This window comes from Sphingobium indicum BiD32 (assembly GCF_000382885.1).
Classification (GTDB): Bacteria; Pseudomonadota; Alphaproteobacteria; order Sphingomonadales; family Sphingomonadaceae; genus Sphingobium; species Sphingobium japonicum_C.
In genome coordinates this window covers 1-19,842 of the sequence record NZ_CAVK010000025.1, presented here as the reverse complement: position 1 = coordinate 19,842, position 19,842 = coordinate 1, and the positions used below count along the sequence as shown (strand labels likewise).

Here is a 19,842-nt window from a genome sequence, read left to right as displayed (position 1 = left end):
CGCGCTACACCAGCCCGGTCAGATAATAGACCGCGATCACGATGAACACCGTCACCGTCTTGATCAGCGTCAGCGCGAAAATATCCTTATAGGCCTGCCGATGGGTCAGGCCCGTCACCGCCAGCAGGGTGATGACCGCGCCGTTGTGCGGCAGGCTGTCCATGCCGCCCGACGCCATCGACGCGACCCGGTGCAGCACTTCGCGCGATATGCCCGCCGCGTCGCCCGCCGCGATGAACTGGTCCGCCATTGCCGCCAGCGCGATCGACAGACCGCCGGACGCCGATCCGGTGATCCCGGCCAGCGACGTCACGGTAATCGCTTCATTGACCAGCGGGTCGGGGATCGCCCGCAACGCTTCCTTGACGATCAGAAAGCCCGGCAGCGCCGCGATCACCGCGCCAAAACCATATTCGACCGCCGTATTCATCCCCGCCAGCAATGCGCCGCCGACCGCCGCCTTCGATCCTTCGGCAAAACGTTTCGCCACGGTGCGATAGGCGAACGCCAATATCGTCGCGATGCCCAGCAGCAGCGCGCCCTCTACCGCCCAAAGCGCCGACACCTGCGCCACCTTGACGTCAACCGGCTCGGCCATGCCCACCAGCGAGAGGGTGACGACATCGCCGCTCACCCAGCGCGGGATCGCCAGCGTCAGCAGCAGATTGCCCACGCCGACAACCAGCAAGGGCAAAAGCGCGACCAGCGGATGCACCTTTGCTGCGTCGTCCACAGGCTCCGGCTCATTCACCAAAGTCTCCGGCGCGCCATAGCCCTCCCCCGCCGCCATCATCGCGCGCCGCCGCCAGCCCAGATAGGCCAGCCCCATCGCCGCGATACAGGCAGAGCCGATCAGCCCCAGCACCGGCGCGGCCCAGGCGGTGGTGCCGAAAAAGCTGGTCGGGATGATATTCTGGATCTGCGGCGTGCCGGGCAGCGCATCCATGGTGAAGGTGATCGCGCCAAGGCCGATGGTCGCAGGCACCAGCCGCTTGGGGATGTCGGCGCGGCGAAACATCTCGGCGGCGAAGGGATAGACGGCGAACACCGCGACGAACACCGACACGCCGCCATAGGTCAGCAGCGCGGTAACCGCCATGATCGCCGGAATCGCCCGCCCCGCCCCGACAATGCCGATCACCGCCGTCACGATCGCACGCGAAAATCCCGAAATTTCGACCAGCTTGCCGAACATGGCGCCCAGCAGGAACACGGGGAAATATAGTTTGAGGAAGCTCCCCACCTTGTCCATGAACAGGCCGGAAAAGGCGGCCGGGACAGCGGCAGGATCAGTCAGCAACACCGCCAGCATTGCCAGCAAGGGCGCCATGATGATGACGCTCATGCCCCGATAGGCCGCGATCATCAGCAGGATCAGGGATAATGCTGCAATGCCTACTGCCATACGCTCATTCTCTCCGCGCCCGCACACCCACCCCGTTCGTCCTGAGTAGCCGCCGAGCTTGTCGAAGTGGCGTATCGAAGGATAGGAGCCAAGCCAAGCCTTCGACTTCGCCCAGGGCAAACGGATGGTGTTTATCTTCCACCACCCTTGCCTTTCGCCCGCCTTTCCGCCATAGGCGCGCCTTCGCATCGGGCCAGAGGTGACTCGGCCCGGTTGCGGCGCATGTAAGACGACAGCCGGAGGGGCGTTCCACATGGGGTGGGCGTCAGCAATCGGCCAACAGAGAAGGTATAATCATGGCTCTTTACGAGCATGTGTTCCTTGCGCGCCAGGATCTGGCACAGGCGCAGGTGGACGCGCTGGCGGAAATCGCCACCAAGATCGTGGAAGAAAATGAAGGCAAGGTGACCAAGGTCGAGACCTGGGGCCTGCGTTCGCTCGCCTACAAGATCGCCAAGAACCGCAAGGCACACTATGTGATGCTGAACATCGACGCCCCCGGCGGCGTGATCGCGGAACTGGAGCGCCAGACCCAGATCAACGAGGACATCATCCGCTACATGACCGTCAAGGTCGATGAGCTGGAAGCTGGCCAGTCGGTCATGATGCGCAAGCAGGACCGCCCCGACCGTGGCGATCGCGGCCCCCGTGGTGACCGCGGCGATCGTGGTCCGCGCGAAGATCGCGGCGACCGTGGTGATCGTGGCCCGCGCCGCGAAGAAACCGCTGGCGAATAAGGAGACATAGATCATGGCACGCCCATTTTTCCGCCGCCGCAAGAGCTGCCCCTTCGCCGCCAAGGATGCGCCGAAGATCGATTATAAGGATGTCCGTCTGCTTCAGGGCTTCGTGTCCGAACGTGGCAAGATCGTCCCCAGCCGCATCACGGCCGTTTCGGCCAAGAAGCAGCGCGAACTGTCCCAGGCCATCAAGCGCGCCCGTCATCTGGGCCTGCTGCCCTACATCGTGAAGTAAGGGAGTAAGCCCCATGGAAATCATTCTGCTCGAACGCATCGAGAAGCTCGGCGCCATCGGCGACGTCGTGACCGTCAAGGACGGCTACGCCCGTAACTTCCTGCTGCCGAACAAGAAGGCGCTGCGCTCCAACAACGCCAATAAAAAGGTGTTCGAGGCCAACCGCGCCAAGATCGAGGCCGACAACGCCGCTCGCCGTTCGACTGCCGAAGCGGCTGCCGATGGCGTCAACGGCACCCAGATCGTCCTGATCCGCCAGTCGTCCAACGCTGGCGCGCTCTACGGTTCGGTTGCGGTACGTGACATCCTCGAAGCGCTTCAGGCGCAGGGCGTCACCATCGTCACCAAGTCGATGGTCGTTCTGGAACGCCCGATCAAGACGCTCGGCGTGTTCGACGTCAAGGTCGCGCTGCACCCCGAAGTGTCCGTCACCATCAAGGTGAACGTGGCGCGTTCGCCTGAAGAGGCCGAACTGCAAAGCCAGGGCGTCGACGTCATGGCCGACCTGTTTGAAAAGGACGAAGCCGGCTTCACCGAAGATTATGATCCCAACGCAGAACCCGGCGACCTCGCCGCGTTCACCGAAGAAGCGCCGGCCGAAGAAGCCTGAGCTTTTCCGTAAGGACCAAATGAAAAAGCCGCCCCGCAACGGGCGGCTTTTTTGTTGCCATTCCTGTTCTGAACAAGCCCGGCATCAAAATCCTCCCCTGCAAGGGGAGGATGGGTCGGCGACCGTAAGAAGCCTTACTCCGCCTCTTCGACCGGCGCGCCCGGCCCGTTCTTCAGCACGGACTCGATCGCGTTCTTCGCGCCCGCCTTGCTGCTATAGCCTTCGGTCCAGAAGATCGTTTCGCTATTATATTTGAACTTGGCGACGAACTCGCCGACCTTGTTCTTCTCGATCACGAACTTGTGCGCCATATGATGCCTCCAGAGTCGTTTCGTCAGCGAAACCGGGTCGGAGAATAGGCAGAGGCATTGATGCCTGCAACGCTTTCCGGCAGGGCATCGCCCCGCACCAGAGCGGCAGCCAGCAACGCGGCGGCGGGGGCCGTCTGGATGCCGAAGCCGCCCTGCCCGGCAAACCAGAAGAAGCCCGGCTCATCGCCATCAAACCCGTAAACCGGCGCACGATCGGGCGCAAAGCTGCGTAGGCCCGCCCATTTATGCTCGACCCGCGCGATCGGCCAGTCGACCGCTTCCTCGAACCGCGCAATCGCTTCCGCCACCGCCAGTTCTTCTGGTGCCGCATCGCAGGGGGGCGATGGTGCCTCGTCATGCGGGGTCAGCCAGATGCGGCCCTGCCCCTCCGGCTTGAAATAGAATTGCCCGGCCAGGTCCATGATCAGCGGCAAATCGGGCGAGGGCATGGATGGCACGCGCAACTGCACCACTGTCCGCCGCAGCGGCGCCATGCCGATCGGCGTGACGCCGCAGGCACGGGCGACATCGTCCGCCCACGCCCCCGCCGCATTGACCAGCACCCCGCACGCAATGGCCCCCTCCGGCGTCTCGACCCGCCAGCAGTCGCCGTCCGCCCGCGCAGCGCTCAGCCGCGTCGCCAGCCGCACCTCCCCACCGCGTCGCCGAAACTGGCGCAGATAGGCCTGATGCAGCGCCGCGACGTCAATGTCCTGACAGCTCGCCTCCATCACCCCGATGGTCCAGTCCGGCCGCAAGCCCGGCACATGAGCGGCGGGATCAACCGGTTCCAGCGCGACCTTGCCCGCAAATTCGGCCATCAGCGCGTCGCGATGCCCCTCATCCCCCGCCCGGCCGATATGCAGCGTGCGGCGCGGCGACAGGAAACTGCCGTCATGGAAATCCGGGTCAGGCGCACTCAACAGCGGCCCCGATGCCGTGGTCAAGGGCTGCACCACCGCGCCACCATAGCTTTCCTCCCAGAAAGCCACGGAACGGCCGGTGGCGTGATAACCAGCGCGGTCTTCCATCTCCAGCAATATGACCCGCGCATGGGCGGCCAGCTCCGCACCCAGACTGGCCCCGGCAATGCCTCCCCCCACAATAACAATGTCAGCATGGCTCACGCCGCCACCTCGTCCAGAAAGGCGTCGATCCGGGCGAGCGCGTCCAGCCGGACGGGATCGAGTTCGCGCAATATCTCATGCGCGGCCTCCCGCCCGTATATATGTAGGCGTGCGCCCGGAATCCGCGCGGCGACGCGGCGGATCGCCGGGGTGGACACCAGCTGGTCGGCGTGGGTTGCCAATATCAACAACGGCGTGGCGATCCGGTCAATCGCATCCCCTTCCGCCAAGGCCCGCGTGGACTCCAGCGCCTGACTCACCCAGGTCCAGCTTGGCGGCCCCAGCGCAATGTCGCGGCTATGATCGCGCCACCATAGTTCGTCGGCATAGCGATCCGGGTCATGGGTCAGCCGTTTCTGCCGCATCCGCCGCTGCCGCTCCGACCCTTCCTTCTGCGTCCACGCCTGCCGCTCGCCCCGGCCCAGACACAGCATCGCCCGCGCCATCGCCACCGCCAGCCAGCGCGGCAGAGGCGCGCTATGCACGTCCAGCATCGGCGCGACCGTCACGGCGGCGGCGGGCGGCGGCATCCCTTCGGCCAGCGCGCGCAGCAGCAAATGCCCGCCCATGCTGTGCGCCACCATAACGTCCGGGCCATGCCCCTGGTCGCGCCAATCAGCCGCCAGCGCATTCAGATCCGCAATCCAGTCGGCAAAGTCGCCAATATGTCCCGTCATAGAATCAGCGGTAAGCCGCCCCGACCCGCCCTGCCCGCGCCAGTCGAACGTCGTGACCGCCCAGCCCCGCTCGGCCCAATGGTGGATCACCTCCAGATATTTTTCGATCATGTCGCCGCGCCCGCCCAGCAACAGCATTCGGCCGCGCGTCCCATCGCCCAGTTGATAGCGGCGAATAGGCCAGCCGTCGGGCGCAGTCCAATAGTCCAGCCGCCCGCCCATCGGCCAGGCGCGACGGTCGAACGGCGGTGCGTTGAAAAGGGGCGAATCCATCCGGGCCATGGTTACGGTTTGGTAAGCCATCGGGTCTAGGGTCAAAACCCATGATGGGGGAATATTTCAGGGTGGCGCTGCTATGCGCCCTTGGCGCGCTGCTGATCGCGGCGGCGATCACCGATTTGCGCGCCCGCATCATCTCCAACCGGCTCAATCTGGCCGTCGCGCTGCTGGCGCCGCTCTGGTGGCTGGCCAATGGCTATGCGCTATGGCCCGACATGGCGGTGCAACTGCTGGTCGGCGCAGCGATCTTCACCCTTTTTGCCGCGCTGTTTGCGCTGGGCATGATGGGCGGCGGCGACGTCAAGCTGCTCACCGCGCTGGCGCTGTGGTTCCCGTGGCAGGCGGTGCTGTCGCTGGTCGTGCTGATGGCGCTGCTGGGCGGCGTGGTCACGCTGGTCACGGTCGTCCACCACCGGATGACCCGACGGCTGGGGCAGCCGGAAATCCCCTATGGCGTGGCGATCTCGCTCGCGGCGCTGTGGCTGCTGCCGTGGCCAACGATATCTTAACCAATTTACGTGATGAGTGAAGCACTGGGGGCAGTGCACCCACTACAGGGAGGCGAATTTCGTCATGGATGCCAAGAAAATCGTGCTGCTGGTAGGAGCGCTTATCATAGCGGTCACTACAGCCTTGCTTGCACGCAGCATGTTGAGCTCATCCAGCGCACCGCAGGCCAGTGCCTCGTCGATGCCGGTGGAGGCTGACCAGCCCCATGTGCTGGTCGCGACCAAGTCGCTGCCGGTCGGCACCATCCTGGACGCGGAAAGCTTCCGTTTCCAGCCCTGGCCCAAGGATCTGATCGAACAGGCCTATTATCTTAAAGGTCAGGCTGATCCGGTGAAGCTGGCAGGCAGCGTCGTGCGCACCGCCATCTCCGCCGGACAGCCGCTGACCCAGGGTGGCCTGGTCAAGCCCGGCGATCGCGGCTTCCTGGCTGCGGCGCTTGGCGCTGGTATGCGGGCAGTCACCGTCCCCGTTTCGGCACAAAGCTCGGTTGCAGGCTTCGTCTTTCCCGGCGACCGCATCGACCTGGTCCTGACGCAGAGCGTGGCAGGCGGCGGCGATGGCGAGGCGCTCAAAGTCTCCGAAACCATCCTGCGCAATCTGCGCGTCCTTGCCACCGACCAACGCATGGATGCGATGGGCGCGGACGGGAAGCCGGAAGTACGCACCTATTCCAACGTCACCATCGAAGTGACGCCCAAGATCGCGGAAAAGATCGCGGTGGCCCAGACCATCGGATCGCTGTCGATGTCGCTGCGCTCCATCGCCGACACCGCGTCGGATCTCGACGCCGCCATCGCCGGCGCTGACGTCGATCTGCCCGATGGCGCCAGCCCGAACGCGGAAAAGGCGATCATCGCCAAGATCGCGTCGCGCCCTGTCGATCGCGGCTCCACCTATTCGACCGGTGCGGACGTGTCGCGCTACCAGCGCAGCTCCGTCCCGGCCAAGGCCGAAAATCAGGGCGGCCAGATGGCTGGCACTGGTGCCCAGATAACCGCGCCGGTTGCTGTCAGAGGCCCGGTCATCCGCGTGGCCCGCGGCACCAGCGTGACCGAAGTTCCGGTCGGGGGGAAGTAAGATGAAGTCGATGCTCCAGATGTCCGGGCGCAAGGCCGCCGGACCCGCCATCGCGCTCGGCCTGGCCGTTGCCATGGCGGCAGTCCCCGGAACGGCCCTCAACGCCGCCCCGTCCAGCGCGCAGGATAATGCGATATTGATGTCGGTCGGCGGCAGCCGCGTGGTCAACCTGTCGGACAGGATGTCCGACGTGGTGATCGGCAACCCCGAAGTCGTCGATGTCCATGTCCGCTCGCAGAACCAGCTTTACCTGATCGCCAAGAAGGCAGGCGAAACCACGGTGTTTGCCACTGCGCCCAATGGCAAGGTGCTGTTTTCGGGCACGGTGCGGGTCGGCAACAACCTGACCAGCATCGACGATATGCTCCGCCTGGCGATGCCCGGCGCGAACATCGCGGTCAACAAGATGAACGGCATGGTCCTTTTGACCGGCACCATTCAGGCACCCGAAGATGCGGCGGAAGCCGAACGGCTGACGCAGGCCTTCGTCGGCAAGGAAACCACCGTGGTCAGCCGCCTGCGGATGGCAACGCCCTTGCAGGTCATGCTCCAGGTCAAGATTTCCGAAGTCGCCAAGGATGTCGGTCATAAGATCGGCACCAATTTCACCAGCCACGATAGCAGCCTGACGCCATCTGGCCTTGGCTTCGTCGGAGGCGGCACACGTTCACTCGGCAGCTATGATCCCGACGAAAATCTGTGGACCTTCAATTCGCCTTCCGATGGCAGCTACAGCTTGGGCGGCGTAGCGCGTCTGTTCGGCATGGACATTGCCGGCGCGCTGGACCTCGCTGAATCGAGCGGCCTTGCCACCACATTGGCGCAGCCCAACCTGACCGCCTTGTCGGGTGAAACCGCCAGCTTCCTGGCGGGCGGTGAATATCCCTACACGATCAGCAATGGCACGCAGGGCAACAGCATCGAATTCAAGCAATATGGCGTGCAGCTGGCCTTCACGCCGACCGTGCTGGCCGATGGTCGTATTTCACTGCGTGTCCGCCCGACCGTATCGAGCCTGGACTTCACGCTGAACGCCAGCGTCCCAGCGCTCAAGAGCCGCACCGCCGAAACCACGGTGGAGCTGGGTTCGGGTCAGGCCTTCATGATCGCGGGCCTGCTCAACAATGAAACCAGCAATGGCATCAACAAGGTGCCGGGCATCGGCAACCTGCCGATCCTGGGCAGCCTGTTCAAGTCGCGCCAGTTCCAGCGCAGCGAGACCGAACTGGTCATCGTCGTCACCCCCTATCTGGTGAAGCCGATGAACGCATCTGACGTGCGCCTGCCGACCGATGGTTTCCGCAACGCCAATGTCGGCCAGGGGCTGCTGCTCCAGCAGGGCAATGACGGGATCAGCGGCAAGCGCAGCGAAATGCCGCGCCGCGCCCCCGGTTCACCCACGCCGGTCACACCCGGCCCGCAGGCTTCAAATGCTTCGCCAGTCGTCGCCGCAAGCGGCAAGTCGGCCAAGCCTGGCAAAGCCGCTCCCGGCTTCAGCTTCTGACGGAAGGACGAACATCATGACCTATCTGTCCGCCAAAACCCTTACCGCTCTCGCCATATTGGCGCTGCCGCTCGCCGGCTGCGTCACTGACAGCCCCAACCGCAGCGTCGAATCGGTGCATCAGCCGGTCGTCAGCTACGCCGCCTACACGTTCGACGTGCAGGCCAGCGGCGATACGCTGTCCGCCTATGAAGCGGGCCGCCTCAACGACTGGTTCGCCTCAATCGGCCTTGGCTATGGTGATCAGGTCGCGATCGTCACCGACGCGGGCTATTACAGCCCCGGCCTGCGGGATGGCATTGCCGACATCGTTGCCCGCCACGGCCTGCTGGTCGCAGAGGACAGCTCGGCTGCCGCTGGCGACGCGCCGCAGGGCAGCGTCCGCCTGATCGTGCGCCGCGCCACCGCCAGCGTGCCGGGCTGCCCCGACTGGAGCAGCAAGCAGGAAACCGACATGAACCTGGGCGCCACATCCAATTTCGGCTGCGGCACCAACAGCAATCTGGCCGCGATGGTCGCCAATCCCGAAGATCTCGTCCGGGGGCAGGGCACCGACAGCAATCTGCGCACGGCCACGTCGAACCGCGCCATTTCCACCTATCGCGACAAGCCGCCTACCGGCGCTGGCGATCTCAAGCAAATGACAGCGGGAGGCCAGTGATATGAACGCACCGTGGAAACCCGGCCATAGCGGCCCGCGTGATCCCTTTCACGCCTTCGTCTGCGACGACCATAGCTATGATCTGGTCCGGTCGGTCTGCGCCGAACTGGGCTGGGCACCGGAAAAGGTAAACAAGGGCGGGATGCGCAACGCGGTCCAGAGCCTGTCGATCACCGCTTCCCCGCAAATCCTGTTCGTCGACATGTCCGAAAGCGGCGATCCGCTTAACGACATCAACAGCCTGGCCGAAGTGTGCGAGCCGGGCACCGTCGTCATCGCGGCAGGGCAGGTCAATGACGTGCGCCTCTATCGCGATCTGGTTGCCAGCGGCATTCAGGATTATCTGCTCAAGCCATTCGGCGCGGACCAGCTGCGCGACGCGCTGGCGCAGGCGCAGGCCGTATTCATGGCCCCGCGCGACGCCGCGCCCGAACGCCCGCACATGACCGTAGCGGTCATCGGCACGCGCGGCGGCGTTGGCGCGTCCAGCATCGCTACCTCGCTGGCATGGATGTTTTCGGAAAAGAAGAAGCGCCCGACCGCTTTGCTCGACCTCGACGTGCATTTCGGCACCAATGCGCTGGCGATGGATCTGGAACCGGGCCGTGGCCTGACCGACGCGATCGACAATCCAAGCCGCATCGACGGCCTGTTCATCGAACGCGCCATGGTGCGGGCGAGCGACACGCTGGCAATCCTGTCGGCCGAAGCGCCGATCAGCCAGCCGATGCTGACCGATGGCGGTGCCTTCTACCAGCTGCTGGAAGAATTCCGGCAGGTGTTTGAATGCAGCGTCGTCGATCTGCCGCGCAACATGCTGATCCAGCATCCGCATCTGATGACCGATGCGCATGTCACACTGGTCGTGACCGAACTGACGCTGGCGGCCGCGCGCGACACCATCCGCATCCTGTCCTGGCTCAAGAGCAATGCACCGCAATCGCGCGTGCTGGTGGTCGCCAACCGCGTCCATCCCGGCTCGCCCGAAATCAGCCGCAAGGATTTTGAAACCTCGATCGAACGCAAGGTCGATGTGCTTATCCCGTTCGACCTGCGCATCGGCTCACAGGCGGCCAAGCTCGGCAAGACGCTGGCGGAAACCGCCAAGGGCAGCAAGGTCGGGGCGGCCTGCACCGCGTTGCTCGACCAGGTGCTGGGCGCAGCGGAGACCGACGACGCCCCGGCTGGCGCAGCATCGCGCAAAAAGGGCGACTCCCTGCTCGGCAAGATCGGCGATTTCCGCAACATGATGCCGTCGCGCCGCAAGGCCAAGACTGCCGCACTGGAAGATTGACCGCGCACGCCGCCTGACCGGGCGGCGGCGTTGACTGGGGAACGGGCGAACAGATGGACGGCAATTTCATCCTGATAACGGTGCTGGTGGCGACCCTGCTGGGTCTGGCCATCATAGCCTTTGCCGGTCCTTCACCGGAAAAGGCGCGCAAGCGCCGGGTCGCGATGATCCGCGGCCGCCACAGCGAATCGACCGAAGCCCTGCTCGAAGCGCGGATGCGCAAGGCCATTTCCAACCGCGCCACCGGCGTCGAAGCCAAGATGCTGGTGTCGCTCATCCCTAACCCGGAAAATCTGACCAAGCGGATCAGGATGACCGGCAAGAAATGGACGCTCAGCCAGTATATGACCGCCAGCGCGGGCATATTTCTGGCGCTGGCGGCCATGCTGATGATGCGCGGCTTCCCGTTCCTGATGGCCGTTATGGTCGGCATGGCGGCGGGCCTGTTCCTGCCGCACTGGTGGGTCAGCCGCCTGATCAAGCAGCGGATCAACCGTTTCAACGCCAAATTCCCCGACGCGCTCGAACTGCTGACGCGCGGTCTGCGCTCCGGCCTGCCCATCGCCGAAACCCTGGGCATCGTGTCGAGCGAAATTCCCGGGCCCGTGGGTGAGGAATTCAAGCTCATCACCGAACGGATCAAGATCGGCAAGACGATGGAGCAGGCGCTTCAGGAAACCGCCGATCGCCTGGGCACGCCCGAATTCCAGTTTTTCGTCATCACGCTCGCGATCCAGCGGGAAACCGGCGGCAACCTGGCCGAAACCCTGTCGAACCTCGCCACCGTGCTGCGCCAGCGTGCGCAGATGAAGCTCAAGATCCGCGCCATGTCGTCGGAATCAAAGGCGTCCGCCTATATCATCGGCTGCTTGCCTTTCCTTGTGTTCTTCATGATCTGCTACATCAACTTCAACTATATGAGCCCCTTCTTCACGCCCGATCCGGCGGGCATTTTCGGGCTTTCGCTGATGCAGGTGATCGGCATCGGGGGCATGTGCTGGATGGCGATTGGTGCCTTCATCATGGCCCAGATGGTCAATTTTGAAATCTGATCGGGGATAAGAGACATGGACGCCCCTACCCCTGCCGGCACGCTTTTCGGCATGACCGCCACCGATTTCGGCACCCTGCTCGCGGCCCTCGCGACGCTCGCCATGTTGTTCGCCCTCTATGCGATCATGACCGTGCGCGACCCGATGGCCAAGCGGGTCAAGGCGCTCAACGACCGGCGCGAACAGTTGAAGGCGGGCATTACCGCATCGACCGCCAAGCGCCGCGCCAAGCTGGTCCAGCGCAATCAGACGACCGACCATATGCGGTCTTTTCTGTCGAGCCTGAAAGTCCTGCAGGACGACCAGCTCAAGGACGCACAGATCCGCCTGGCACAGGCCGGTATCCGGTCCAAGGACATGGCCGTTGCCGTCATTTTCGGCCGCATGATCATGCCGATCGTCATTGGCGGCGGCGCAGCCTTGCTGCTCTATGGCGTGGGCATTCAGCCCGAATGGGGTCCGGTCAAGCGCTTCTTCGCCTTCGCGGTCGCGCTGCTGCTTTCCTACAAGGCACCCGACATCTTCATCGACAACAAGGTGCAGAAGCGCTCCGCCGCCATCCGCAAGGGGTTGCCCGACGCGCTCGACCTGCTGGTCATCTGCGCCGAAGCGGGCCTGACCGTCGATGCCGCCTTCAACCGGGTGGCCCGCGAACTGGGCAAGGCCTATCCCGAACTGGGTGACGAGTTTCAGCTGACTGCGATCGAACTGAGCTTCCTCACCGAACGGCGCATGGCCTTTGAAAATCTCGCCACCCGCGTCAAGCTGGATGCGATCAAGGGCGTGGTCACGACCATGATCCAGACCGAAAAATACGGCACCCCGCTGGCCTCGGCGCTGCGCGTGCTATCGGCCGAATTCCGCCACGAACGCATGATGCGCGCCGAAGAAAAGGCCGCGCGTCTGCCCGCGATCATGACCGTGCCGTTGATTCTCTTCATCCTGCCGACGCTGTTCGTCGTCATCCTGGGTCCGGCCGCCTGCTCGATCAGCACGGCCTTCTGAAAATCACCCAGCGCAACGGCCCGTCGCCGTAGCATTCCGATCAAAACGCCCGCTTCCGCCGAAAAAGGCGGTGGCGGGCGTCGTCATTTGCGGCTTATCTTTGGGCAAAAGACACGGAGAAACGGATCGCATGAAAGCTGCCCGCCTTACCCTCGCCACCCTGACCGCGGCCATCGCCCTGCCCGCCCATGCCGCACAACCGGTCACCGGTCGCTGGGCCACGGTCGATGCCAAGGCGATCGTCCAGATCGCGCCTTGCGGCAAAAGCCTGTGCGGTAAAATCGAAAAGATCCTCAAGCCCACGCCGGGCCGCCCGAACACCGACATGGAAAATATCGACCCAACGCTGCGTTCCCGCCCGCTGCTGGGCCTGCCCCTGCTGACCGGCTTTTCGGACGCAGGCAGTATCTGGAAGGGCACGATCTACGACCCGGAAAGCGGCAAGAGCTATATGTCCAAAATCAGCCGCAACCCCAATGGCTCCCTCAAAGTGCAGGGCTGCATCGCGTTTTTCTGCAAGACACAGACATGGACGGCGGTGCGTTAGGGTCTGCTGTGGCGCATCTACCGCAACGGGAACAAATCGACAGATCGGGCATATTTTCACCCGGCCCGATACACCTGTTCATGCACAGATGTTACAGAGAGGACATAAGCGAAAAGATGTGAAATGTGAGGGGACGATGTTTGATTTTTCCTATGATCCTGACAGGAATTTGATGCGTCTTGTTCAAGAGGATTATTGGTCTCTTGCGGATTTCCGTGCCTTCGAATCCGAATTTATGAAACGGCACACAAGCATCCGCAGGACCAGCCCAAACTATCGCGTCCTCGCCGACTGCCGCCACTTTCCGGTGCAATCCGCTGAAATCAGTGAAGCCTTCGGCGCCTTTTTCGACATGATCATGGCCGAAAACAAAGGCCATTATGCGATCGTCGTCGGCTCGATATTGAACAAGCTGCAAGCCAAGCGCGCCTTGCCGCAAGCCCACGTCCAGGTCTTTACCGATCCGGACGAAGCCATGATCTGGCTGTTCGAGGATGGCAGCCTGCCCGCCTGAATTGCTTTGCTTACCCCAGAATGAAATCAACCCCGGCCTTGGCATGGATCGACGTGCAGTCGTAGATCGGCAGCACATTGGCCTTCACGTCGACGATCCGTTCCAGCTCGGTACAGGCCAGCACCACCGCCTGCACATCCTGCTTGGCGATGTCGGTCATTTCCGACTTCATATAGCGTTCGGATTCGCGGCTGATCTTGCCCACGGTCAGCTCGTCATAGACGATGCGGTCGATCCGGTCGGCCAGTTCCATGTCGGGCGGCAGCAGCGACACGCCATGCGCCACCAGCCGCTGGCGATAGAATTTTTCGGTCATCACGTTGCGCGTGCCGATCAGGGCGGCTTTCTCGATGCCGTCGGCCTGCATCTTCTTGCCGACCCGCTCGGCGATATGGAGGATGGGGACATTCACCGCGCCCTGCACCCGGTCATAGACACGGTGCATCGAATTGGCGCAGATCAGCAGCGCCCCCGCCCCCGCCGTCTCCAGCCGCCGCGCGGCATCGATCAGCACGCCCGCCGCACTGTCCCACTCCTCGTCGGTGGTGCAGGCTGCCACGGTGGCAAAGTCCAGACTCTCGATCAGCAGCGGCGCGCTATGCTGCCCGCCCCGCGCGCGATGCACCGCCTGGTTGATGATCTCATAATAGCGGGCAGTGGACGTCCAGCTGAGACCGCCGATCAGGCCAAGTTTGTGCATGATATCCCCTGAAAATCCAAACCACCCCAACCCGTTCGGGCTGAGCTTGTCGAAGCCCCTTACTTTCTACGTTGATGCAGAAAGTAAAGCCCTTCGACAGGCTCAGGGCGAACGGAGTTGGGGTAGCCTGGTTCGCGATATCAGTGCGCCAGCCCCTTGACGATTTCCTCGACCATCTTCTTGGCGTCGGCCAGCAGCATCATGGTATTGTCCATGTAGAACACCTCATTGTCGACGCCGGCATAGCCAGCCCCGCCCATGGAGCGCTTGACGAACAGCACCGACTTGGCGTTGGCGACGTCCAGGATCGGCATCCCGTAAATGGGCGACGATTTGTCGGTCTTGGCCGCCGGATTGGTCACGTCGTTCGCCCCGATGACGAAGGCGACGTCTGCCTGACTGAACTCGCTGTTGATATCCTCCAGCTCGAACACTTCGTCATAGGACACGTTCGCTTCGGCCAGCAGCACGTTCATATGGCCCGGCATACGACCCGCCACGGGGTGGATCGCATATTTGACCTTCACGCCTTCAGCCTTGAGCAGATCGCCCATCTCGCGCAGCGCATGCTGCGCCTGGCTCACCGCCATGCCGTAACCCGGCACGATGATGACGCTGTCGGCCTGTTTCATCAGGAATGCCGCGTCCTCCGCCGACCCGCGCTTGTAGGCGCGGTCGATCACTGGCCCGCCAGCGCCCGCCGGTCCCGCATCGGCGCCAAAGCCGCCCGCTATCACGCTGATGAAGCTGCGGTTCATCGCCTTGCACATGATGTAGCTCAGGATCGCACCCGACGAACCCACCAGCGCGCCGGTGATGATCATCGCGCTGTTGCCCAGCGTGAAGCCCATCGCGGCCGCCGCCCAGCCCGAATAGCTGTTGAGCATCGACACCACGACCGGCATGTCCGCCCCGCCGATCGGGATGATCAGCAGGAACCCGATGATGAAGCTCAGCGCCGTCACGGTCCAGAATACCCACGGGCTTTGATCGGTCACGAAATAGCCGATCAGCCCCAGGATCGCGGCCAGCGTGCCCAGATTGATGAGGTGACGCCCCGGCAGCATGATCGGCTTGCCCGACATATTGCCGTTGAGTTTCAGGAAGGCGATGACCGATCCGGAGAAGGTGATCGCGCCGATCGCCACGCCCAGCCCCATTTCGATGCGGCTGGCATTGTGGATTTCGCCCGTCACCGCGTCCAATATCCCGAAGGCGCCGGGATTAAGGAAGGCCGCCGCGCCCACCAGCACCGCGGCCATGCCGACGAGGCTGTGGAACGCCGCCACCAGTTGCGGCATGTCCGTCATCGCGATCCGCCGCGCGATGATGAAGCCGATGCCGCCACCGATGACGATCGCGCCGATAATTTCGGGCAGGCTCACCACATCATGCGTGTAGAGCGTGGTTCCCACGGCGATGGCCATGCCGATCATGCCCATGCGATTGCCGCGACGGCTGGTTGCCGGGCTGGAAAGCCCGCGCAGCGCCAGGATGAACAGGACGCCAGCGGCCAGATAGGCCAGGCTCACGCCCCATGGGATCTGTGCGATCTCATGCATCACTTGCGCTCCTTCTTCTTGTACATCGCCAGCATCCGCTCAGTGACCGCAAAGCCGCCGAAGATGTTGACCGATGCAAAGACGACCGCCAGCAGGCCCAGATATTTGGCCGCAGCGCTCCCCGCTTCCGCCGACGCGACCAGCGCGCCAACGATGATGACCGACGAAATGGCGTTGGTAACCGCCATCAATGGCGTGTGGAGCGCCGGGGTCACCGACCACACCACATAATAGCCGACGAAACATGCCAGCACGAAAACCGACAGGATGGAAATAAAGTCCATCGTCATACTCCCCGTTCGTCCCGATTTGGCTGCGGGACGTTGGCCTGAACGCGCGGGGCGCGAGCAGGCGATTCCCCTATCCGAGCAGCCGCTCGTTCACGACCTTGCCGCCCTGCGTCAGGCGGATGGCGTTGCCGATTTCATCGTCCAGCACCGGCGCACCCTTTTCCTTGTCCCAGAAGGCGGACAGGAAGTTGAACAGGTTGCGCGAGAACAGGGCCGATGTGTCGGTGGCGAGCCGCGATGGCACGTTGCGATGGCCGACGATCTTGACGCCGTGGCGCACGACCACTTCGCCCGCCACTGCACCCTCGACATTGCCGCCCTGTTCGACCGCCAGATCGACGATCACGCTGCCCGGCTTCATCGACGCGATCTGCGCGTCGGTGATCAGGCGCGGCGCGGGACGACCCGGAATCAGCGCGGTGGTGATGACGATGTCCTGCTTGGCGATGTGCGCCGATACCAGCTCGGCCTGCGCCGCCTTATATTCGTCGGACATTTCCGTGGCATAGCCGCCAGAGCCTTCACCCTCGATACCCGCGACCTTCTCGACGAAGATCGCCTTGGCACCCAGCGATTCGATCTGCTCCTTGGTCGCCGCCCGCACGTCGGTCGCGCTGACCTGCGCGCCCAGACGGCGCGCGGTGGCGATCGCCTGGAGGCCCGCCACGCCCACACCCATGATGAAGGCGCGCGCGGCAGACACCGTGCCCGCCGCCGTCATCATCATCGGGAAGGCCTTGCCATATTCACTGGCGGCGTCCAGCACCGCCTTATAGCCCGACAGGTTCGACTGGGACGACAGGATATCCATCGACTGCGCACGGGTGATGCGCGGCATGAATTCCATCGCCAATGCTTCATAGCCCGCCGCTGCATAGGCGTCGACCCGCGCCCGCTCCCCAAAGGGGTTGAGACCGGCGACGATCCACGCACCCGGATTGGCGCCGGCGATGCTGGCGACGTCCGGTCCCTGCACGCCCAGGACAATGTCCGCGCCAGCCACTGTCGCGGCGCGATCCGCCACGCTGGCACCAGCGGCGGCATAATCGGCGTCGGCGACCGACGCCGTCAGCCCGGCCCCCGCCTCGACGGCGACCTGCGCCCCCAGGCCGATAAACTTCTTCACCGTCTCCGGCGTAGCGGCAACACGGGCTTCACCCGCGGCCTGCTCCTTCAAAACTGCAATTTTCATTATTATGGCATCCCCTCCTGTTCTTCGCGTCCCGGTTTAGCCGGAGATCAGCAGCACCACGAGCGCTGCCACCGCGATCGACGCGATCGTGCCCCACTTCATCACGCCAATGAAACCGGCATAGGTTTCGTTCGCACTCTTGATATTTCCGTCTGACGCCATGTCCGGTCCCCTTCTGTGGCGGTTGCGGCGAACCTCTTATCCTGTCGCGCCCCCCCCCTCAACCCGTAGCGCCACAAGAAAATCTTTCGCGGTTAAGCCCGCCTTTACCCCCCGCCCTTACCATAGGTCCCCTGTTGCTATTGAGGGGTGTGAATGGCGCGCGACGGCATACCGATGCTGATGCTGATCGACGACGAACCGGCGCAAAGGCGGCTGGTTTCGGCGCTGGCGGCGCGTGCCGGGTGGCGGACGATCTTTGCCGGCGACGGAGAAACCGCCATTGCGACGCTGGGCACGCAGGACGGGATGCAGCTTGATGCGATCATCCTGGACCAGTGGAGTCCCGATTATGAACCCGCAGGCCTGATCCGCGAGATTCGCGAGCGACGCCCTGCACTGCCCATCCTGATTCTCACCGCCCATAATAATGTCGCGGTTGCCGTAGAGGCGATGCGCGCTGGCGCGACCGACTATCTGTCCAAGCCGATTGCGCCCGAACGGCTGCTCGCCGCGCTCAACGCAACGATCAGCGAAGGCGCCGCCCATGGCGAACTGCGCCCGCTCACCGAAAAGATCACCGCCCCCCTCTCCTTCGAGGATGTCGTCGGCTCCGCCCCGCAATTCCGCGCCGCGCTGGCCATCGCGGCCAAGGCCGCCCGCGCCCGCGTCCCGGTATTGATCGAGGGTGAAAGCGGCGTCGGCAAGGATGTGATCGCTCGCGCCATCCATGCCGCCTCCCCCCGTCACAAACAGGCGATGGTTACGGTCAATTGCGGCGCTATCCCCGCCAATCTGGTCGAATCCGAACTTTTCGGCCATGAACGCGGCGCCTTTACCGGCGCGTTCGACCGCCATGTCGGTAAATTCGCCAGCGCCGACACCGGCACCATCTTCCTGGACGAAGTCAGCGAAATGCCGCTCGACGCACAGGTCAAATTGTTGCGCGTGTTGCAGGATGGTGAAATGCAGCCGATCGGCGCGCGCCGCCCGATCCATGTCGATGTCCGCGTCATCGCCGCCACCAACAAGCGGCTGATCGAGGAAATAGAGGCCGGTCGCTTCCGCGAGGATCTTTATTACCGCCTCAACGTCGTTCAGTTGACCATCCCGCCGTTGCGCGAACGGATGGGGGATGTTCCCGCGCTCTGCCGCCATTTGCTCGCGCGGATCGCGACCCAGCCGGGGCTGCGTGGCCTGGGCCTCACCGACGATGCACTGGCGCTGCTGATGCAGCATGGCTGGCCGGGCAATGTCCGTCAGCTTCAAAACGCCCTCTTCCGCGCCGCCGTGCTATGCGATGGCGACGCATTGACGCCGCAGGATTTCCCTCAGATCGCCGCGCAGATCAGGACCGGCGACCCGATCGATCGCCTCACCATCCGCCCGCGCGCCGCCAGCCAGCCGCACCGCGACGGCGCAGGCATCACCCTGTTTGAAGGCGACGGCCATGTCCGCCAGCTCGCCGAGATCGAAGCCGACGTCATCCGCCTCGCCATCGGCCATTATCGCGGCCGCATGACCGAAGTGGCCCGCCGCCTGGGCATCGGCCGATCGACCCTCTACCGCAAACTCGCTGAACTGGGCATCGACAGCGCCGCCTGAAGCGGCTCCCCGTCGCTCGACCGTTGTATTCTCTCCCCGGCTATGCTTTGGATCGGCACATGAAAAACGCCGCGATCATCGCCTGCCTGCCCGTCCTGCTCCTTGCCGCCTGCGGTCGCACCGAACCGGTGGCCGACATGCCGAGCCAGGAGGAACTGGCCGCCGCCGCCAATGCCGCCGCTGCCAGCGCGCTCGCCACGCAGCAGGCAGCGGAGGACGCGGAACCGCGCAATTACGTCAATCTCGAACGCGGCTTTTCGGTCAGCTTCCCCGAAGGCTGGATGAAAAATGCGGAGGCCAGTACCGCCGACGGTGCCGTCTATGAAGATAAGGGCGCAGGCGCGGACGTGCGCGTTTTCTGGCAGAAGAATGACAATGACGAAACGCTCCAGCAGATCGTCGAAGCGGTCAGCAGCGGGGCCGAAGGGGTCGATGGCGATTTCATCGGCGACAATGAATATCGCGGCACCGCCAATGATGGCGAAGGCAATAATGTCGCGGTCCGCCTGCTCAAGCAGCCCGACGGATCGATCGTGACCGCCACCTTCGTCTATCCCGAAATGCTGAGCGAACAATATCAGCCGATCGTCGACAAGACCCTAGCCAGCCTGCGCATCTTCGCGCCCAAGGGCGAAGCGGCAGCGGCTCCGGCCAACGCGGACAACAGCGTGACAGCAAAGCCGGTCGCGCCTTAAAGTTCCTCCCCTTTAAGGGGAGGTGGCTGGCCGCAGGCCAGACGGAGGGGTGTCCCCCTCTCGATAGGGCAACACCCCTCCGTCATCGCTA

22 protein-coding genes and 1 pseudogene are annotated in these 19,842 nt (G+C 63.7%); 14 read left to right on the top strand and 9 right to left on the bottom strand.

Annotation, left to right across the window (positions count from 1 at the left end; translation table 11 throughout):
- Positions 1-4 precede the first annotated feature (4 nt).
- Positions 5-1,405, bottom strand: coding sequence for a GntP family permease (locus tag EBBID32_RS02760; protein ID WP_006950196.1), 1,401 nt, complete (start codon positions 1,403-1,405; stop codon positions 5-7).
- A 296-nt stretch (positions 1,406-1,701) separates the two neighbouring features.
- Between EBBID32_RS02760 and rpsF the strand changes: the two genes are divergently transcribed.
- From rpsF to rplI, 3 genes are read left to right on the top strand one after another with little or no spacing between them, the layout of a single operon-like run.
- Positions 1,702-2,142 carry a 30S ribosomal protein S6 gene (gene rpsF, locus EBBID32_RS02755; RefSeq protein WP_006950195.1) on the top strand — a complete coding sequence of 147 codons (441 nt, stop codon included), beginning with the start codon at positions 1,702-1,704 and terminating at the stop codon, positions 2,140-2,142.
- 13 nt (positions 2,143-2,155) lie between these two features.
- Positions 2,156-2,380: a 30S ribosomal protein S18 gene (rpsR, locus tag EBBID32_RS02750; RefSeq protein ID WP_006950194.1), complete on the top strand. Its 225-nt coding sequence runs from the start codon at positions 2,156-2,158 to the stop codon at positions 2,378-2,380.
- Positions 2,381-2,393: 13 nt separating this feature from the next.
- Entirely contained in the window at positions 2,394-2,990 is a 597-nt protein-coding gene (rplI, locus tag EBBID32_RS02745; RefSeq protein ID WP_006950192.1) for a 50S ribosomal protein L9, read from the top strand.
- A 134-nt stretch (positions 2,991-3,124) separates the two neighbouring features.
- Here the strand turns inward: rplI and EBBID32_RS23405 are convergent, their stop codons facing one another.
- Genes EBBID32_RS23405 through EBBID32_RS02735 form a run of 3 tightly spaced genes read right to left on the bottom strand, consistent with a single transcriptional unit; the run spans position 3,125 to position 5,387 of the window.
- Complete coding sequence (locus EBBID32_RS23405) at positions 3,125-3,301, bottom strand: YegP family protein (protein ID WP_006950185.1); 177 nt, start codon at positions 3,299-3,301, stop codon at positions 3,125-3,127.
- A 23-nt stretch (positions 3,302-3,324) separates the two neighbouring features.
- The gene (locus EBBID32_RS02740) at positions 3,325-4,428 is read right to left on the bottom strand and encodes an NAD(P)/FAD-dependent oxidoreductase (RefSeq protein ID WP_037488373.1); all 1,104 of its coding nucleotides are present in this window, start codon (positions 4,426-4,428) and stop codon (positions 3,325-3,327) included.
- Complete coding sequence (locus EBBID32_RS02735; RefSeq protein WP_196805578.1) at positions 4,425-5,387, bottom strand: alpha/beta hydrolase; 963 nt, start codon at positions 5,385-5,387, stop codon at positions 4,425-4,427. The genes EBBID32_RS02740 and EBBID32_RS02735 overlap by 4 nt, the downstream gene beginning before the upstream one ends.
- Before the next feature lie 41 nt (positions 5,388-5,428).
- Between EBBID32_RS02735 and EBBID32_RS02730 the strand changes: the two are divergent.
- The 9 genes and pseudogenes from EBBID32_RS02730 (at position 5,429) to EBBID32_RS24400 (ending at position 13,548) form a co-directional block, all read left to right on the top strand.
- Positions 5,429-5,906, top strand: a pseudogene (locus EBBID32_RS02730) (A24 family peptidase).
- A gap of 51 nt (positions 5,907-5,957) precedes the next feature.
- On the top strand, positions 5,958-6,971 hold the full coding sequence (gene cpaB / locus EBBID32_RS02725) for a Flp pilus assembly protein CpaB (RefSeq protein ID WP_006950180.1): 1,014 nt from the start codon (positions 5,958-5,960) through the stop codon (positions 6,969-6,971).
- A 1-nt stretch (position 6,972) separates the two neighbouring features.
- Positions 6,973-8,475 (top strand): type II and III secretion system protein family protein, encoded by a 1,503-nt coding sequence (locus EBBID32_RS02720; protein ID WP_006950178.1) that lies wholly within the window; start codon positions 6,973-6,975, stop codon positions 8,473-8,475.
- Positions 8,476-8,491: 16 nt separating this feature from the next.
- The gene (locus EBBID32_RS02715) at positions 8,492-9,136 is read left to right on the top strand and encodes a CpaD family pilus assembly protein (protein WP_006950176.1); all 645 of its coding nucleotides are present in this window, start codon (positions 8,492-8,494) and stop codon (positions 9,134-9,136) included.
- Between the two features lies 1 nt (position 9,137).
- A complete protein-coding gene (locus tag EBBID32_RS02710) occupies positions 9,138-10,430 on the top strand; it encodes a type II/IV secretion system ATPase TadZ/CpaE,associated with Flp pilus assembly (RefSeq protein ID WP_006950175.1) in 1,293 nt (430 codons plus the stop codon).
- A gap of 53 nt (positions 10,431-10,483) precedes the next feature.
- Positions 10,484-11,482 (top strand): type II secretion system F family protein, encoded by a 999-nt coding sequence (locus EBBID32_RS02705; protein ID WP_006950173.1) that lies wholly within the window; start codon positions 10,484-10,486, stop codon positions 11,480-11,482.
- Positions 11,483-11,497: 15 nt separating this feature from the next.
- On the top strand, positions 11,498-12,487 hold the full coding sequence (locus EBBID32_RS02700; RefSeq protein ID WP_006950172.1) for a type II secretion system F family protein: 990 nt from the start codon (positions 11,498-11,500) through the stop codon (positions 12,485-12,487).
- 130 nt (positions 12,488-12,617) lie between these two features.
- Positions 12,618-13,034 (top strand): DUF2147 domain-containing protein, encoded by a 417-nt coding sequence (locus EBBID32_RS02695; RefSeq protein WP_006950170.1) that lies wholly within the window; start codon positions 12,618-12,620, stop codon positions 13,032-13,034.
- Between the two features lie 136 nt (positions 13,035-13,170).
- On the top strand, positions 13,171-13,548 hold the full coding sequence (locus EBBID32_RS24400) for a hypothetical protein (protein ID WP_006950168.1): 378 nt from the start codon (positions 13,171-13,173) through the stop codon (positions 13,546-13,548).
- Positions 13,549-13,558: 10 nt separating this feature from the next.
- On the opposite strand, the gene EBBID32_RS02685 is transcribed toward EBBID32_RS24400, so the two are convergent.
- The 5 genes from EBBID32_RS02685 to EBBID32_RS02665 form a co-directional block, all read right to left on the bottom strand.
- Complete coding sequence (locus EBBID32_RS02685; protein ID WP_006950161.1) at positions 13,559-14,248, bottom strand: aspartate/glutamate racemase family protein; 690 nt, start codon at positions 14,246-14,248, stop codon at positions 13,559-13,561.
- 140 nt (positions 14,249-14,388) lie between these two features.
- A complete protein-coding gene (locus EBBID32_RS02680; protein ID WP_006950159.1) occupies positions 14,389-15,810 on the bottom strand; it encodes an NAD(P)(+) transhydrogenase (Re/Si-specific) subunit beta in 1,422 nt (473 codons plus the stop codon).
- Positions 15,810-16,094: a proton-translocating transhydrogenase family protein gene (locus EBBID32_RS02675; RefSeq protein ID WP_006950157.1), complete on the bottom strand. Its 285-nt coding sequence runs from the start codon at positions 16,092-16,094 to the stop codon at positions 15,810-15,812. The genes EBBID32_RS02680 and EBBID32_RS02675 overlap by 1 nt, the downstream gene beginning before the upstream one ends.
- A 76-nt stretch (positions 16,095-16,170) precedes the next feature.
- Positions 16,171-17,292: an NAD(P) transhydrogenase subunit alpha gene (locus EBBID32_RS02670; RefSeq protein WP_006950155.1), complete on the bottom strand. Its 1,122-nt coding sequence runs from the start codon at positions 17,290-17,292 to the stop codon at positions 16,171-16,173.
- Positions 17,293-17,328: 36 nt separating this feature from the next.
- Complete coding sequence (locus tag EBBID32_RS02665) at positions 17,329-17,454, bottom strand: aa3-type cytochrome c oxidase subunit IV (RefSeq protein WP_006950154.1); 126 nt, start codon at positions 17,452-17,454, stop codon at positions 17,329-17,331.
- A gap of 153 nt (positions 17,455-17,607) precedes the next feature.
- Here EBBID32_RS02665 and EBBID32_RS02660 point away from each other — a divergent pair, with 153 nt between their 5' ends.
- Together EBBID32_RS02660 and EBBID32_RS02655 are read left to right on the top strand one after the other, a co-directional pair.
- The gene (locus EBBID32_RS02660; protein WP_006950152.1) at positions 17,608-19,056 is read left to right on the top strand and encodes a sigma-54-dependent transcriptional regulator; all 1,449 of its coding nucleotides are present in this window, start codon (positions 17,608-17,610) and stop codon (positions 19,054-19,056) included.
- Positions 19,057-19,115: 59 nt separating this feature from the next.
- Positions 19,116-19,751 (top strand): hypothetical protein, encoded by a 636-nt coding sequence (locus EBBID32_RS02655; RefSeq protein ID WP_006950150.1) that lies wholly within the window; start codon positions 19,116-19,118, stop codon positions 19,749-19,751.
- Positions 19,752-19,842: the final 91 nt, after the last annotated feature.

Excerpts from the sequence above, each read along its gene's own strand:
- EBBID32_RS02760 (WP_006950196.1), bottom strand. The coding sequence starts at position 1,405 with ATGGCAGTAGGCATTGCAGCATTATCCCTGATCCTGCTGATGATCGCG.
- rpsF (WP_006950195.1), top strand. The coding sequence starts at position 1,702 with ATGGCTCTTTACGAGCATGTGTTCCTTGCGCGCCAGGATCTGGCACAG.
- rpsR (WP_006950194.1), top strand. The coding sequence starts at position 2,156 with ATGGCACGCCCATTTTTCCGCCGCCGCAAGAGCTGCCCCTTCGCCGCC.
- rplI (WP_006950192.1), top strand. The coding sequence starts at position 2,394 with ATGGAAATCATTCTGCTCGAACGCATCGAGAAGCTCGGCGCCATCGGC.
- EBBID32_RS23405 (WP_006950185.1), bottom strand. The coding sequence starts at position 3,301 with ATGGCGCACAAGTTCGTGATCGAGAAGAACAAGGTCGGCGAGTTCGTC.
- EBBID32_RS02735 (WP_196805578.1), bottom strand. The coding sequence starts at position 5,387 with ATGGCCCGGATGGATTCGCCCCTTTTCAACGCACCGCCGTTCGACCGT.
- cpaB (WP_006950180.1), top strand. The coding sequence starts at position 5,958 with ATGGATGCCAAGAAAATCGTGCTGCTGGTAGGAGCGCTTATCATAGCG.
- EBBID32_RS02720 (WP_006950178.1), top strand. The coding sequence starts at position 6,973 with ATGAAGTCGATGCTCCAGATGTCCGGGCGCAAGGCCGCCGGACCCGCC.
- EBBID32_RS02715 (WP_006950176.1), top strand. The coding sequence starts at position 8,492 with ATGACCTATCTGTCCGCCAAAACCCTTACCGCTCTCGCCATATTGGCG.
- EBBID32_RS02710 (WP_006950175.1), top strand. The coding sequence starts at position 9,138 with ATGAACGCACCGTGGAAACCCGGCCATAGCGGCCCGCGTGATCCCTTT.
- EBBID32_RS02705 (WP_006950173.1), top strand. The coding sequence starts at position 10,484 with ATGGACGGCAATTTCATCCTGATAACGGTGCTGGTGGCGACCCTGCTG.
- EBBID32_RS02700 (WP_006950172.1), top strand. The coding sequence starts at position 11,498 with ATGGACGCCCCTACCCCTGCCGGCACGCTTTTCGGCATGACCGCCACC.
- EBBID32_RS02695 (WP_006950170.1), top strand. The coding sequence starts at position 12,618 with ATGAAAGCTGCCCGCCTTACCCTCGCCACCCTGACCGCGGCCATCGCC.
- EBBID32_RS24400 (WP_006950168.1), top strand. The coding sequence starts at position 13,171 with ATGTTTGATTTTTCCTATGATCCTGACAGGAATTTGATGCGTCTTGTT.
- EBBID32_RS02685 (WP_006950161.1), bottom strand. The coding sequence starts at position 14,248 with ATGCACAAACTTGGCCTGATCGGCGGTCTCAGCTGGACGTCCACTGCC.
- EBBID32_RS02680 (WP_006950159.1), bottom strand. The coding sequence starts at position 15,810 with ATGCATGAGATCGCACAGATCCCATGGGGCGTGAGCCTGGCCTATCTG.
- EBBID32_RS02675 (WP_006950157.1), bottom strand. The coding sequence starts at position 16,094 with ATGGACTTTATTTCCATCCTGTCGGTTTTCGTGCTGGCATGTTTCGTC.
- EBBID32_RS02670 (WP_006950155.1), bottom strand. The coding sequence starts at position 17,292 with ATGAAAATTGCAGTTTTGAAGGAGCAGGCCGCGGGTGAAGCCCGTGTT.
- EBBID32_RS02665 (WP_006950154.1), bottom strand. The coding sequence starts at position 17,454 with ATGGCGTCAGACGGAAATATCAAGAGTGCGAACGAAACCTATGCCGGT.
- EBBID32_RS02660 (WP_006950152.1), top strand. The coding sequence starts at position 17,608 with ATGGCGCGCGACGGCATACCGATGCTGATGCTGATCGACGACGAACCG.
- EBBID32_RS02655 (WP_006950150.1), top strand. The coding sequence starts at position 19,116 with ATGAAAAACGCCGCGATCATCGCCTGCCTGCCCGTCCTGCTCCTTGCC.